A 15,050-nucleotide genomic window follows, 5' to 3' on the forward strand; every position below is an offset into this window, starting at 1 on the left:
GGCCCCCGCCACTAGCGAATGCGGCTCGTGGGACGAAAGTCCGCCAAACTCCGCACCCAAGTTGAGGTACAGCAGTGCACCATTTATCTCTTGGACGCCCAGGAGAAAAGAGGTATTGATGCCGGCGACATTGCGATTGAGCTCGCGTCGCGACCACAACTCCCAGAGTGACACTGCTTGGCGCTTGGATCCGGCGACCGTGACCACGATCTCGCCGGGCTTGGGTTGTACCGTGACGAGATTGATCGCGTGGGTGGTCAGAAGTTGCGTGCGCTTGTTCTCGATGTCCTCAACGCGCAGGCGGTCAGAGCCAGCCAGGCGCACCAGGCAGCCATTGGGTGTCAGACGCGTGCCGAGGACTGCAGCCTGCAGACCATAGCTGTTGAGAGCAGCCCTGAGCTTCTTGGTGACATCCCGAGCCCACTCCTCCCGTTCAACATCGGATTGCGCATCGACCGCGAACTTAGAAGCGATGAGGTCAGCAAAAGCGGAGCCGAGGTATGTAGCGGGCGCAGGAGTTGGGGCTGCAGTCGGCTGCTCGGCGTTAGGCAGGGTTTGCACAGAAATCGTAGGCTCTTGTGCCAGCGCATCGGCCTCCCCGAAAGCAGGAGATTTCTCCGCAACAACTTCTATGGCCCCATCTTCACTGTTAGCTATCTGATCCACCGAGGAAAGCCACGGCACGCGAGGTGCGGGCTTCTCAAAACCGTGACCCGACCAAGGCTCGTGGGGACCGAGGCAGGCTCGCGCCGCGAGGCTTCCCGCGTTCTTGGCGTAGGCTTCGACCAGCTTTCTTAGGTCCTCCCGATCGAAGACTTCCTGCCACGCCTTGACGCCGCTCTCGTCCAACAGCAGCTCCTGCTCGGAGGCTGATCCAGAGCCTGCGTCGGAAGTATGAACGTAGACCTGAGAGTAGCCACGCAGTGAGATCTCCACATCTCCCTCGCGAAGCTTCGAGCGGGCGCGCTCCATCAAGCTAGTCGTACCCGGCGGGATATCGGCATCAATGAGCATATCAGCAAGCCGAGCGAGCCAAACGTCACGGTCGAGTCGCCCAGGGTCACCGAAGAGAGCTTCCCGAAACTTGTCCAGCGTCTGCAGCAATTGGTCCTTTGAGCTACGGCGAGCCGCGGCTAGGCCGATGGCATCGACATATTTCGACTCGACGATCGCGATGGAAACACAGATCCCCTCTTCTCTCTCTTCGACATTGATGGCAAGAATGTCTGCAATTCGGCTCTCCGGCTGCGAAAGCCAGCTCGCGTAGTCATCGAGCAGGAAGTAAGCTGTCAAGACTTGGCCACTGCTGGCGAGCGCCTTGAACTCCTCGGCCAGCAGATGGCGGCTGAGCACCAGGCCGATCATTTCACCAGTGGACACACCACGCTTGGCCGCGCGGAGGACAATGTCGCCAGAGATAGAGAGCGCATCGCGCTTGGCCTTATCAGCGGTAGCGTTGATCTCATCCGGGGCGAGCTGAAGCTTGAGTTCATCGAGCCGGCGGCGCACCAATACGCCTAGCAGTCGGAGCTCGGAGGTGGAACTCACGATCATGTTGCGTCCGTTGGTGGAGCCGCGACGGTAGCGGACGACAGTGATGCCATTGTGCTGCAGCTGTCGCTTGTCGAGTAGCTCGTCGTAAGTGGCGACCCACTCGGCTAGATCGTGCGCATCTTTGAGCAACGCAGACAGATCCTGGCTTTGTAGGGAGATGCGTCGGGCGGGCAGTAGTCGCTTATCGGGTGCTGCATCTGTCTGGTTGCAGACCGCAGCCACGGCGGTCACATAAGACCAGCCCGAGGCGGTTTGCCACGGGCAGGTCAGGAACGTGGTCGATTTAAGCTCGTCTTCGCCTGACACGCTGCGATAGGCACAACGTGAAGGCGCGTGCTCAAGGCTTGGGCGATCGTTAGTCCAAGCCACAGGCAACCACTCTTCCTTGGCGGAGCGGGCGACCACGTCATGCAAGAAGGCCACGTCGAACGGTTTGAAGCCCTGCGCGCTCAAGCTGGGAGTCGAGGAGATAGGCGTGACGGCGATGCGCAGCTTCGAGATGAAATTGTCGCTGGTCTCGCTGACGACAGGCATGTCCGGATCATCGCCGGCCTTGTTGACCAGTTCGCCGTAGACGCTGCGAAGCTTCGCCTGGTCGGCATGGCGCACCGACACACTGCATTGGAAATTGCCGTCCTCCTGAATCGCAGAGAGCTCGCGCACCGTCGCCAGCGGTAGCTCAGCCGCGTCAGCGTCGTAGAGCACGACACTAAGATTGGATGCCTCATGGGGCTGCAAGCCGACATAGCGCTCCAATAGCTCTCTCGCCTGCTTCGCCGCAGCGGCGGGATCCACGTCACTCATCGCGCGTTCGTCGCCGCGAATGGGAGCCTCCAAAAGGCTGTAGCCGTTGACAGTGCTGCTTTCACTGACCAACTTCGGGGATCCCCCCTTATTCAGTACTGCTATCTCTGGATAGAACGGATGGGCGATCTCGTCGGAGAGCTCGCGCATGAATATTTCGCGGTCGCCGTAGAGGATGCTACCGCTGGAAAGCAGGTGCGTAGCGAAACCCGCAACGCGGCGGGTCTTCACCGCCAACGCTTTCATGCGCTCGGGGTGCCAAGGCGGGATGATCAGCGTCGGGTTGTCGCCAGCTACTCGAGCCGTGCCCACCGACAAAATTTCGGAGACCAAGCGCGAACGGCAGACATCGCCGCGGGCGTGGGCCATCAGCGAGTTCAGCAGGGCGCCGAAGGACTCGGCCTGCCGCATGACGGCCTCGCCATGCAGACCAGTGGAGATGAAGTCCTCCATCGCCTTGATGTAGTCCTGTTCGAACGCGTCCCATGCCCCCCGAACTTCATCGCGCTGCGCCGGGCTCAGCCGGCCTTCATCCGCAAGTTCCTTGATCCGCAACTTGATCTCGTGGCGCAAGCTGCGGAGCTTGTTGACCGCTGGAACGAGCGAGCCGGCGTCGGTGGAATAGGTCGCCTCCAAGGTGCCCGTGTCGAGCAGCGACACGTTTTGCACGCCTCCCTTCTTGCTGACCAAGCGCCGCGGCACTTCCGAGCAGCCGACCGCCCCCCTGGCCAAGAGGCGGCGCATGTCCGCGACCATCGACAGGCCAATCGACGTAGGCTTGTAGCTCCATAGGAGCTGTGTCTTGCTGATCTTGGTCTCGGCGCCTGCGGCCACTTTCAATAGTTCGACATCGAACTTGATCTGCAAAGCCTGGCGCCCAAGCGATGTGACGGCCTTGAATTTTTTGTTTCGGCTCTCGGCAATCTCGCGCTCTTTGGCGATAAAGCGCTCAAAGTCGAACAGAGGATCTGGAAGATCGGTCGCGGTCATGCGCGTGACTTTCCAATCTACCTTTGCACCCATGAGGTCCCGCAGTCCACGATACATGGCGGAGAAGAAGCAGCCGGCGTCGTGGTTGAAGCGTTCGCGCCATTCGGTTCTTCCCTTGTTGACAGTGAAGCGTAGGATTCGCTCCCCTGTAGCATCTCCGAGACCCGCATGCAGGTTGTTGACCACTCGCGCGAACCCATCAAAGAAGTCGTTACACTCAATTGGTTTGCCGAATAATGCCTTCTCCCACCGCGACATGAGCTTGGCGTCGCGCTCTAGGAAGCGGCGGTGCGTGGCAAAGAAATCTTCATCCTCGGCTATGAACTCGGCGCGCCGTTCGCGCGACTTCAGGTCTTCGAGAAGCTTACGGCCTTCCGACTCCAGCGCGTTCTCTTCATCGCAATCATGGTCGAAGAAGCGCAGTGTCGTTTCCGCCAATCCCTGCTGCTTCTCCTTAGGCTTGTCGAACGCCAGGTAGACACCCTCCGCCTCCCATTCGAACTGGGCAAGCGACGCCGCGGTCACTTGGTCTCCCAACGGCGCCACTACGAAGGCCTGCAACGCCTGTCGCGCACCTTCGTTAATCTCAGCGGCGTTGGCCTCGATTCGCTCACTCAACTCCTCCGCGTCGAGCGGTTGGCCGTTCTGGCGGAGCTTCTTGAGTAGCGGCGCCCGCTGGGCGAAGAGTTTCACGAAGGCCTTCTGCCATGGGCCGCGCACTGTCCCGAACATCCTCGCGTTCGAGAAATATCCACTGTCCCTGGGCAGTCCCGCCCTCGGTAGCGCATAGCCCACCGCATCGCGGATCGGCAGGCCGCGCGTGGAGATGGCCTCGACGATCTCGGAGCAAAACTCGCCGAGCTGCACGAGGGAAAGCTCGGAGGCGTTGAGAAGGCCATCAATGGCGGCTTGAAAGACCGAACGATCTTCCAACACAGGTGAGAGGCCACCCGTATGGAGCGCCGCGTCCACCCAAGGCTGGGCATAGGAGCGCATCTCCTTGGCACCTATAGGCGTGACGTGCGCGAGTGTGTCCGAGAGATTGTGCTCGCTTCCACTGGCTGTGAGAATCGCCTCCTTGTCAGTCTCGGCGTTGTTGCGCACGTAGCCAGCGTTCTGATGGATCAGAATTTCCGGCGGTAAGTCTTGACCCTCCACAAGGGCCTCGGGAATCATTAGGTCCATCCGAGCAGATAGGTCCGGCTTCCCCATAACCGCGCGCGCGACGGCGGCAATCTGGCCAGCTGAGAGCTTGTCGAGCCGGAAGAGCGCAACGGAATCCCCCACTTGGGAGGGGTTGGCGAGGCGCTTGGCTAGAATGTCCGCGCCGACGCGCCCAATGATGCGATCGGTCAACACGCGGCCTCCTCCTCAAACGCAAACGGGTTTTCAACAAAGGAGCAGGAATCTGAGAGCCGGCGCACTAAACCCAGGCCGACAAGCCGGGCTTCCAGATTGTCGCGGTTTTCGCTGAGCTCCGCTTGGTCTATGGACTTGGCATCCACCAAGTGCGAGCCTTCAGCGTCGCCGATCACCAAGCCATAACGGCGCTTGGCTTCGAGAAGAAACTCATCGAACTGCATGCGGTCGCCGACGATCGCGATCACGACTGACTTGAGCAGCCGGTCGTTGGGTGCATAGCGATATCGCCGCGAGAGCCTGCGAGAGCTCAGGCCGATCGCCCGTGACCACGACGCGTGGATCTTGCCGACGTGCTGGGCGTGCCGAGGCAGCGCGAGATCCACCAGCTTGGAGACCAATTCGTCTGGGTTGCGGCTCGAATAACCCTCGTCGTCTTTGTCATCCGCAGGAGGCCACTGAAAGGCCTCCCTCAATAGCGACACGCGCTCGGCGTCGGGAAATTCCGCCGAGGCTGAGTCGATCCACGCCTTCTCGCAACGGATCGATTCGATGTGCGCCCGTATTGCCTTTTCGGAATAGCCCTGATTCGCCAGATAGCTGTCACCAGATAGCGCCCTCACCTTGCGTCCGTCCTTTGAGACGATCTCACACACGAACTCTACGGGCTCGTCATCCCCAGCGATGCGCTTCGCGCGCTCCAAGAAGTAGAGCAACATGTTGAGACCCGTGATAGCGATCAGGTGCTCCAACGCGTCATAGACCGGCATATCTCTCGACAGAATTGCAAGCCAGTCCTCGCAAATCTGGTCGAATCGCGGGCTGGACGCCTCCGGCAGGTAGCCGGACAGGCGCGCTTCTTCTGGTAATTGTGGCGTGCCCTGCAGCGCATGGGCCAGTCGATTCATCGGGGCGGAGCGCTCGAACAGGCGATTGGCTAATAGATCCCCAAGTTCTGCGCCTCGCTTGGCACGGGTGAGCATCAAGTAGAGCAACTCACCTGTGCGCGCAAAAAAACGCCGATCGTTACTCATGCCCTTGGCATTGATCTGCAAGTCTTCGTAGAGAGCGTCAGGCCCGAAGGGAAAGACGAACTTCGAGCTCCAGCGCTTGTTGCTGCGGGACTCAAAGGAAGAGGAGCGAAGCAGTTCTATTGCCTTGGAGAAGTCGTCGAAGCTTGTAAAAGACTGGCGCAGGTAGTGCACGTCGCTGGCCGAGTCGCCATTGCCGGTCCTGCCGTGGTCGAACTTATCGAACCATTGACGCCATTTCTCCTCATCTGCGATTTTGCTTTCGGCGATTGATTCGACGTAAGGGTTGTTGAAGAGAAGCCCCCGCAAACGCATCTGACGCTGCGGCTTGAATTTGACTGCGCCTCCAAGGCCCTCATGGGGTCGCAACGGCTTGTCTAGGTTCGAGCCCAAGACACCTAAGAACTCCAGCACAGTCAGATGCGGCAGCTGCTCGTCGTAGAGACGATGCCCCCAGATGTTTTCATCCACGCAGAAGTCGACGCCCCTGATCTCGGGCCGCTTGACGACCTCGCTCATGCCGGGGTCCTCACAGTAACGGGGCGGGTCGAGCCCCGCCCGGCTGGCTCAATGTCAATGAAGTTGAGCGTCATGGCCGCGTTCTCGTTGCTGACCTCGTCATCATCCGCGATACCGCCCTTTCGGACGTTCTCCGCCTTACGCAGAAGCTTGGCCTTGAACGCCATCAAGTCTTCGAGGCACTCGTTGGAGAAGCTCGCCGGCAGCGACCCTTCTGCGACTCGCGAGAGGAACTCATGGCGGATCGGCGTCAAATCGAAGATCACCTTGTTGGCGATGCCCGGAGCGAGCTGTACCTCCAAGAAGGGTCGCCCAGTCATGGTATTGAGCTTGATTGCCATTCCGATCCCCTGTTGCCGTCGAGCAGGGGTTTCGTGGTCGCAAAGCACGCTCACGCGGCTCTGCGTAAAGCCGCCGGAACTCGCAATGAAGATTCGATCTGAGTTTTCCAGCAGAAGCCCTGTCAGAACGCGGTTGAGACCCTTGACGATCCGTGCGCGGACGGCCTCGCTGACCTGCGTCTTCTTTTCGACCAATGTGTCGATTATTCCTAGATAATCGCCTGCGTAGCGGAAGACCGTCATAGCCCAGCGCGAATAGCCGAACTCTTCCTTGGGCAACGTGAAGTAGAGCCTGCGACGCTGGTCCTCCAGCATCTCAATGAACTCCGCGGCACCGCCCTCATGGCGAGCGCTTTCATACCCTTCCAAGTAGTCGTTTTGGGCCGCGATATAGCTCGCAGTTCCGCCATAGATGGGGTCGCTAGCCACCAGGCGCTGGAAGTCGGCTTGCAGTCTCGAGTCATCCTTACCGTAGACCAACAGGCCATCGGCCGCGTTGGTAGTTTCCTCGCCGACTCCAAAGCTTGCCATCGCCTTAAATACCGGCCGGTCGGACGCTCTGCGCTTGGGAAGGTTCGCCCCGAAGGCATTGGCGTAAATGCTCGCTTTGCTGACGTGACCCGCCTCTTGAATCCTTCCCACATCGGCGCAGGTCATGAGATTCTCCTTTGCCTCCTTCGCATCGGAGTACCCGAGGACCATGTTCGCGCACAGTGCAAGCAGGTCACGCACCGGCAGATGCAGACCGTTGAGACGCGCGATCTCCACCAGGTCACCAATTCGACTCGCGAGCTGGCCGTCGTTAGCATCGCCGAGCAGCCGGCGCCGATTCTCGTCGATCGGACAGACCTTCCCGTAAACACTTAGAGGGCAGCGGGAGCAGTTGTCCCATTCGGGGTGCCCTGCCACCGCCCTGGCGACTTCCTCAAGGGTCTTGCGGGTCGTCGTGCGGCTGAGGTCAAACACCGCTAGGCGATCAGGTGCCGGACCGGCTTGCAAGAAGCACTCCTGGAGCGGCGTGCGCAACGGATGTCGGCGCCCTTGGCGTTTTCCGAGGTCGCGCAGGCGATCGAGGATCTGACCATGATTGGCCGCAATGATAAGCATCTCGGAGTCATCACCGCCCAACACCGACCTTTCTAACCGCTGCAGCGGCAGGTCACTTTCTTGACCGTTGAACTCAGAGAGATCCTTGATGAAGACGGCCGTGCGGCCGTCAGCGAGCCTCAGCTCCTTAAAATTTCCCTTGGCAGCCCAATCCTTGGGGTCGCCCCCCAGACGCATCCACAGGGTCCGGCAGTGATAGGTCTTGCCATCGCCCGCAGTGCCGGCAATCAGCATCGAGCCCGGCGCCTTAGACTCAACGTGCCCAACCATCTTTTCGAGCAACGGCGTCGCGAGCCTGATCGGCTGGACTTTGGCCCGGCCAACGGCTCCGGAAACATACTCGTCGAACATTGTCAGGTTCTGTGGCGTCGGACCATAGCTACGCAGGAACCTCACCCATGCAATCGCTGGGAAAGAGATTCTTTCGGCCGAGCTATCTTCGCTGGTTCCCTTAGTCACTTGCCTTGCTCTCCCTGAGCATTCCTTGGTGGCTTTCGGAATAAGACTCTCGGCATTGTGCCATGAAGGCTCAGGGATGCAGGTCTCTAGACCGCCCGCAGATGGGTGTACTAAGCAGCGTTCGTAGACAGCTAAGCATAGATGGGTGAGGAGATCCTTCAGATCGGCTACATCCCCAGTACACGAGTCTTTATGCCCAACCCATTAGTACAAACACTGCTTAGTGCGCCTGAGACACCGGAACCTCTGGTAGCACTTAAAAATCAACCACTTGTGGCCGCCCAAGTTGCGGAAAGGATCAGCTTGACGGCTCGCGACGGACTTAAACCAAGGGCCGAAGTCAGCTGGAAGAATTCGATAACATCAAGGCGACGGGCTCCGGCCTCCACCGCAGACATCCGTTGCTGTGGCCAACCCAGCGTACGCGCCACCTCGCTCTGCGACAGTCCCAACTCCTCGCGGCGGCCCCGCAGCCGCTCCACTAGCTTTCGATAGTCATCTCGGTAGATGGTCTTGGGGGCCATTGTCGTCAACAGGCACGGACGACTAGGGAATCTATGACCCACCTACCGCTTACATGAAAAACATGTGGAAAACTTTGTGAGGCGCTGGTAGCATTCCCGACTTACTCGCGAGAGGTGCGATGGTATGTGCCGGCACCCAACCGACTCTGCCACCCGCCGCCCGCGACCTGGTGCCCTATGCCCAATCGCTGGGATTGGTGCGCCTTGCCGCTTGGTATGCGCTTGAACTATCCACTTCGACCGAAGCACCCTTCAGCACTGGCACGGCCCTAAGTCACGCACTGATGCGGTGCCTTGAGGACGCGGGGGCGATACGGGTGTCGCAAGGTCCAGAGCCCGGCATTCGGCGCTCTCTGTATGAGCCGCTAGCTTGGTGCTATACCACCGACTGGGGCGGATCCCGTTGTCTCCAAGCTGGACTGCACTCAGCCTTGATGGAGGTGGCAGGCCGCCCCGACGCCCTGGGAGCCAAGGTGCAGGTATGGAGGGCACTGGCCGAGGCCGAGATCGAGACCTACCTCACTCATCTCTTACGCCGCCACACGCTTGAGACCGCCGGCGCAGCCGTGATCATGCATGCGATGGCCGATGAGTGGGCCAGCCACAGCTTGGCCCGCAAACGCTATCTGGCCTGGTATGGGGCCCGAGGTGCGGCCGCTGCCTTCCTGCGATCGGGCATGGACCAGATAGCGGCGCGCAACGCGATGTTGGAGGAAATGCGCCGCAGATCCCGCTGGCTTACCTCCCGATCGGCTCACCAGGCACTGCGGCGTGATGAGTACCACTTCGTGCCAGATCCGAGCTGGAGGCGGCCAGTCCTGCTAGATGTCTTTTTGAGCATGCTACTACCTGAAGGGAACTCATACTGGTCCGATGTGCCGCGGCTAAACCAGGAGCCACCTTCAACAGAAGAGCGGACATCACCATGATCCAGAGCCGACGTGGAGTGCGCCCGCAGCCTGAATCCACGGCCCACCACAAAGGACAGCAGAGACCACTCTTCCTGACTCGAATCGCACCGACGGGAAAATTCTGGACATTGCCACCTCCCCAAGTCAGCTACCGGAGGCGAACTTCCTTTCAAGCGTAGAACCCTGATCCCAACTGCTCGTTTTTTAGGATGGATATATGACAACGCCCGAGGAAAGTACACGCCATCTCTACCAAGCCGGAGCATTCCTGGTAGAGCTCGCGCTTGATGAGCGCTTGCCTGTTGAAGTGCGCCGCGAAGCTGCCCGGCTGACGCGCCACTACCCCACGCCAGGATGCGCTCTAGCCCTTACTCCGTCGGTAGTCGGGTTACTGTCGAAGCCTGAGCCTAGCTGGCTTGAGAGCTATCGGCACGGACCACTGACTATGGGACTCAGTGATAGGATTTCTCGGCTGTACTACAAACTCAATGACACACCGACCAAACCCCGATCTGGTTCAGCCAAACGCTGATCTTGACGTAACCCGCCGCTACTCACGATGGGCGCTCGTACGCCGGGCCGAACCCAATCAATCGCCGCAAACTCGGCGGCAAGAGCCATCTGCTCGTCGACCGCAATAGCGTTCCTTTGGCGTTTTGCATGACCGGAGCCAACCGGCACAACTCGGTGGTCTTCGAGGAACCAATCGATGCTTGCCGCCGGTCGCCGGCAAGCCAGGGCTCCCACGACGTTGGCCAAGCAAACTGCACGCTGATAAGACATACAACATCGACTGTTGCTGCCATCTTCTCATGGAGCGGGACATCACGCCACGCATCGCTCGCAAGAGAATCGAGCGCAACGACAAGCTGCGGCGCCATCGTTGGTTCGTGGAACGCACTCACACTGGGTTCGCAGGCATGGGCAAGCTTCGCATCCAATTCGAACGTCGAATCGATATCCATCTGGAGTGGATCTCGATTGCCTGCTCGATCATCTGCTTACGGATTCCTCTGAGCTTTGTTAGCGACTCTAAAGCAAGCGCTAGCGCTTCTCGACATCCGGATCATCGACCATTTGGTCACCGGTGGCCGGCAGCACGTGAGCCTGGCCAGCAGGGGGTGGACATAGCGCTCCATCTCTTTGCCCCTTCCCGCTAAAGTGCTTGGTCCGTTGGGGCCCGGCAAGTCCAGGGCGGTCTTGAAAGGATTTGGATGTTGATGTCGTTTAGGCGTTCGGTGTTGCTACTGGTTTTTACTACATCCTCAGGAGCAGCCGCAGAGTTGGTCGGCCGCGCGACCGTCACGGACGGCGACACCCTCACCGTAGCCGATCAGCGCATTCGCCTGTGGGGCATTGATGCTCCAGAAGGCGCCCAACAATGCACCACCAAGGACGGACGCGCCTGGCCCTGTGGCCGACGGTCCGCTGCAGCGCTGGACGGCTATGTGCTGGACAAGACCGTTCGTTGCCAGCCCAAGGACACGGACCGCTATGGCCGAGTGGTGGCCGAATGCTTCGTCCAAGGACGGTCCATCAATCTCTGGATGGTGCGCTCAGGCTGGGTGGTGGCGTATCGCCAATACTCAAAGGATTTCATCGCTGACGAATCCGACGCGCGCCAGCACCAGCAGAACCTCTGGCAAGGGCCTTTCCAAATGCCCGCGGACTATCGGCGCGGCAAGCGGGAACAGGCGGCCCGACAGGCTCAGGTGGCCACACCCCCCGTGTCCAGTGGATGCCGCATCAAGGGCAACATCTCCCGTCAGGACAAGAAGATCTATCACTTGCCCGGCCAGCGGGACTACGAGCGCACCAGCATCGACCCAAGCTGCGGCTAGCGCATGTTCTGCAGCCCTGAAGAGGCCATGCGGGCAGGGTGGGAGCCGGCAAAGCGCTGAAAGTTTTCGTAGAGGTGGGCGTGCTTAGAGGGCTTCGCGTGCCCCCTCTTGTCTGCCCACGTCGGCGATCAGAGCGGTAGACTCTGGCCCTGGTGAGGTGAAGGCCATACCCAAGTGGACGGGATGCAACGCATGGAGACAACGATGACCAATCAGCCTAAGCCGGGTGCCTTCTACATGTTCGTCTCGGACATGGAGAGCAACAGGCCGCGCTGCGGAGTGACGTTTGACAACCTCCGCCGGCTGTTTTCGACGCCCTGTGTGAATCTGCGTCCGCCAGAGGGCGGCTTCCCTTCGATGCTTGAACAACCAAAGATGACCTATGAGCCCAGCGCTGGACCAGAGCCTCGTGATCTGGAAGAGGGATTTGGTGGCTACTGGTTGGTTTCCGAGAAACTCCATGACGTTATGTGCTCGGTCGATCCAGACGCCTTCGCGTTTGCTGAGGTGGATTACCGACTAGCCGATGGCATCAAGGGACCTCGTCGTTTCTTGTGCGATGTTGTTCGAGAGCTGGATGCCTTGGATGAAGAGGTGTCGAGACTCAACGTCAAGGTCAGTGATGACTATGTGCGTGGGAAGTTCTATTCCTTAGGTGGAGGGGCCAGCCTCGTGTTCCGGGATGAGGTGTTGGGACAGGCTCATGTGTTTCGTCTGCCATTCAACCCGTCTGTGTTCTGCGACAAGACGTTTAAGGTGGCGATTCGCGAAGCCGGAATACCTGACGACGCGGAAGCCAGTGGCATCTCTTTCATTGATGCATCGGATATCTGATCTCATAAGCTGACAAGGACGGAGCCTAGGTTATGGCAGGTAAGCCCCTCTTCCAGCAGCACCACGGCGTTGATCAGAAGTCGTTTGAGAAACATGCTTTATTGCAGGTACTTGTTGACAACGGCCGGTTAGATAAAGATGCGACCACTAATCTGATTAATTTACCAAACGACAAGGCCCTTGCTCGCGCCATTGGGGTTACGCCACATACAGGGCGCCATATCAAGGAATATCCCCTTGGTATCAGAGATGCTCTCAATGAATTGGCGGCCACAAAGGATGGCCAAGCCGTGCTGCTCCCCAAGCCTGATCCTAATGCCTTAGATAGAGTCGCCCTTAAGGTTCAGCGATTGGGCGACACGGTGCAAATAGCGCTCATCAATGGCGACTTGCGCACCAACAATGCGCTAGGGGAAACGATAGCTCAAACCCGAGCTATCACGCGCGCATTCTATCTTGACCCTGACGGCTACGCTAGTCAGAACTCGATACAGCTTGACGCACATGCCCAGTTAAGCCCCAATTCCCGCCAATGGGCCCCAGTAACCTATAGCGAAGGCCGCATTGTCTCCACCTTGCAGCACTTTCAAAGTTCTGGAAGGCCGCTGCTGAGGGACGGTAACCTAGACTTCCAACGCAACAGCCTATCCCAGGCTATCGCCGACGCTTACCACGACGGCCGCTTGACCATTTCGCCAGGTGGGGTGGCTGTGGTCGAGAACACACTGGGAGAAGAGGCCGCAAATAGTCTCCGCGTGCCGCGCGGACAGCGTGGCGAAGTCTCCATGCAGCTACTGATGGGCGAGGCCTCCGCGCGCGGGCTGATCCGGGCTGGTGGGCTTCTGGCCACTGGGGCGGATGCGGTGATGACCGCTCGCACGGCGGCGACGCTGATGGAGCAAGGCAACCTCACAGCTGCGCAATCAGAGGTCAATCACGCCGTTGCTCGCAATGTGGGCGGCTGGGCTGGCGGCGCGTCCACTGCGGCCGCGCTGGGCAGTAGCAGCAGTTTTGTGCCCGCGGCATTGGTGGTGGGCGACGCAGTCCTGATGAGCAAGGCCTTCGACAAGGCCGTGGACCTGAAAGAGAACCGAGACATCTTCCACCAGACCGACAAGGCCGGAGTGGACTGGCAGTTCAACGGCCGCAACTGGGAGCGTCAAGGTCAGCTGCAAGAAGGGCAGGGCAAGGCGGTCGAGCAGGACGTGGTGGCCAGCTACGCGAAATCCCTGGAACTGGGCGCGATGGCCAATGCCAAGGCCGTTGAATTTGCCTTGGGCAAAGCGCCCCGGCCGCAGGATCCGTTCGACCTGCCCGCCCAGCCGGGCGATCGGATTGGGTTGGACAACCAAAATTGGCATCGCAATCCGGACACGGAGAAGTGGGAGCGCCAAGTCAAGACCGGTGTGGACGGCGCCAACGACCGGGGTGTCTACGAGCCCCAGTTCGCGAGTGCAGAGCAGACGCAGCGCCTGAACCAGGAAGCCCTGGCCCGGATCGAGGGCAACATCGCCACCGGTCGCGAGGCCATTGCCCAGGCCTACCTGGAGAGCCATGCCGCCCAGCGCGGGCAGGACTATGGGGTGGGGGTGCCGGCGGCGGCCGAGAACGCCAAGGCCAAGACGGACCGGGTGCAGGCCCACACTGGTGAGGTCTACGAACGAAACGAGGCTGGGCAATGGGTCGGCAAGGACGGGGCGGCGACCGGCAACCTGGCGATGGAGTTGGAGCTCACCAATCTGATGCGCCAGCCCTCGCTGGAGCGCGCTCAGGAGACGCTGGCTGCCATTGAGGCTCGCCCAGCGCCCACGGCGGCCCAGATGGAGCACAACGAGCTTCTGCACCGCTATAGGGCTGTCGGCATTGACCTCAACGCCCAAGAAAACAACCTAGAGGCGGTGAAGCTCGCCACCCAGCGCACGCGAGAAGCCGAAGGCCTTACCGGCCGGATGGTGCAGAGGCTGAAGCCCAACGAGCAAGGCCAATACGGTTACGACAGCCAGATCGTTCACTACCAGGTCGGTCAGGATGGGCTGGCCCGCCAGGTCGCAGTGACTACTTCCGATGAACTGCGCCAGGCTAAAGCTGAGTTGAGCCAGGCGGCCGTGGCGCACGTGCCGACGCTGGCTACGGTCTCTGTGACCGCACCAGGCCGCGGCAAAGAACAGGAGGCCGAACAGACTCAGGAGAAGGCAATGCCTGGACAGGTGCTGGCCGACAACCCCGCGCATCCGGATCACTCCACTTACCAAACGATCCACTCTTGGGTGAGCGGAACGGGGAACTGGAACGAGGAGGAAAGCCGAAACGTGACGGCGGCGCTCTACAGGCAGCAGATCGAGGATCCGTTGGTGAAGCGGGTAGATCGGGTGACCGGCGCGCTGGGCAAGGACGGAGCCGAGAACGTGCTGGCGGTTTACGCGCCGTTTGGCGACAAGCTGCCGTTCTTTCATGCTCGTGTCGATGGACGGGAAGCGGCCCAGCAGCCAGCGGAGCAGAACCTGCAGCAGGCGGAAGTCATCAAGCAGGACCAGGTGCACCAGCAGGCGCTGGAACAGACTCAGCAGCAAATCCAGCGACAAGAACAAGGGCCGCGTATGACGCTGTAGATGCCACGGCTGGTTTCGTTCTCTGCGAGTTGAAAATTTCCGTTTGATCAGTCAGATGTGGTTGATGGCTTTGCGCAGGCGCTGGGCTTGCGGCACCCCTGGCCGATACTTAGCGCTTGTTCGAACTGGCACTAGGCTGTATCGACATTCAGCGGTATTTTTTGGGG

Annotated in this window: 9 protein-coding genes and 2 pseudogenes; 7 read left to right on the forward strand and 4 right to left on the reverse strand. The window is 59.9% G+C overall.

The genetic code is table 11. From position 1 onward, the window contains the following. The 4 genes from D183_RS0101915 to D183_RS26175 form a co-directional block, all read right to left on the reverse strand. On the reverse strand, window positions 1–4,704 hold a 4,704-nt coding region (locus D183_RS0101915), incomplete at its 3' end, for a hypothetical protein (protein ID WP_198527624.1). Further along, window positions 4,701–6,257 carry a hypothetical protein gene (locus D183_RS0101920; RefSeq protein ID WP_017907490.1) on the reverse strand — a complete coding sequence of 519 codons (1,557 nt, stop codon included), beginning with the start codon at window positions 6,255–6,257 and terminating at the stop codon, window positions 4,701–4,703. The genes D183_RS0101920 and D183_RS0101915, both read right to left, overlap by 4 nt. Beyond that, the gene (locus D183_RS0101925) at window positions 6,254–8,056 is read right to left on the reverse strand and encodes a hypothetical protein (RefSeq protein ID WP_017907491.1); all 1,803 of its coding nucleotides are present in this window, start codon (window positions 8,054–8,056) and stop codon (window positions 6,254–6,256) included. The genes D183_RS0101920 and D183_RS0101925 overlap by 4 nt, the downstream gene beginning before the upstream one ends. 371 nt (window positions 8,057–8,427) lie before the next feature. Continuing rightward, a complete protein-coding gene (locus D183_RS26175; RefSeq protein ID WP_081613237.1) occupies window positions 8,428–8,688 on the reverse strand; it encodes a helix-turn-helix domain-containing protein in 261 nt (86 codons plus the stop codon). Between the two features lie 434 nt (window positions 8,689–9,122). Here D183_RS26175 and D183_RS0101930 point away from each other — a divergent pair, with 434 nt between their 5' ends. The 7 genes and pseudogenes from D183_RS0101930 to D183_RS0101945 all read left to right on the forward strand — a co-directional run bounded on the left by D183_RS0101930 (window position 9,123) and on the right by D183_RS0101945 (window position 14,883). Then, the gene (locus D183_RS0101930) at window positions 9,123–9,617 is read left to right on the forward strand and encodes a hypothetical protein (RefSeq protein WP_017907492.1); all 495 of its coding nucleotides are present in this window, start codon (window positions 9,123–9,125) and stop codon (window positions 9,615–9,617) included. A gap of 199 nt (window positions 9,618–9,816) precedes the next feature. Further along, window positions 9,817–10,131 carry a BPSL0761 family protein gene (locus D183_RS28155; RefSeq protein WP_106405159.1) on the forward strand — a complete coding sequence of 105 codons (315 nt, stop codon included), beginning with the start codon at window positions 9,817–9,819 and terminating at the stop codon, window positions 10,129–10,131. A 35-nt stretch (window positions 10,132–10,166) separates the two neighbouring features. Further along, window positions 10,167–10,609, forward strand: a pseudogene (locus D183_RS27695) (transposase); the annotation flags it as partial. Between the two features lie 22 nt (window positions 10,610–10,631). Beyond that, window positions 10,632–10,730 (forward strand): annotated as a pseudogene (locus D183_RS26180) (JAB domain-containing protein); the annotation flags it as partial. Between the two features lie 83 nt (window positions 10,731–10,813). After that, window positions 10,814–11,440 carry a thermonuclease family protein gene (locus D183_RS23795; protein WP_051067598.1) on the forward strand — a complete coding sequence of 209 codons (627 nt, stop codon included), beginning with the start codon at window positions 10,814–10,816 and terminating at the stop codon, window positions 11,438–11,440. A gap of 192 nt (window positions 11,441–11,632) precedes the next feature. Then, window positions 11,633–12,274, forward strand: coding sequence for a DUF1629 domain-containing protein (locus D183_RS0101940; protein WP_017907494.1), 642 nt, complete (start codon window positions 11,633–11,635; stop codon window positions 12,272–12,274). A gap of 32 nt (window positions 12,275–12,306) precedes the next feature. Further along, window positions 12,307–14,883: an XVIPCD domain-containing protein gene (locus D183_RS0101945; protein WP_026144104.1), complete on the forward strand. Its 2,577-nt coding sequence runs from the start codon at window positions 12,307–12,309 to the stop codon at window positions 14,881–14,883. Window positions 14,884–15,050: the final 167 nt, after the last annotated feature.

The organism is Xanthomonas sp. SHU 199, from assembly GCF_000364665.1.
Taxonomy (GTDB): domain Bacteria; phylum Pseudomonadota; class Gammaproteobacteria; order Xanthomonadales; family Xanthomonadaceae; genus Xanthomonas_A; species Xanthomonas_A sontii.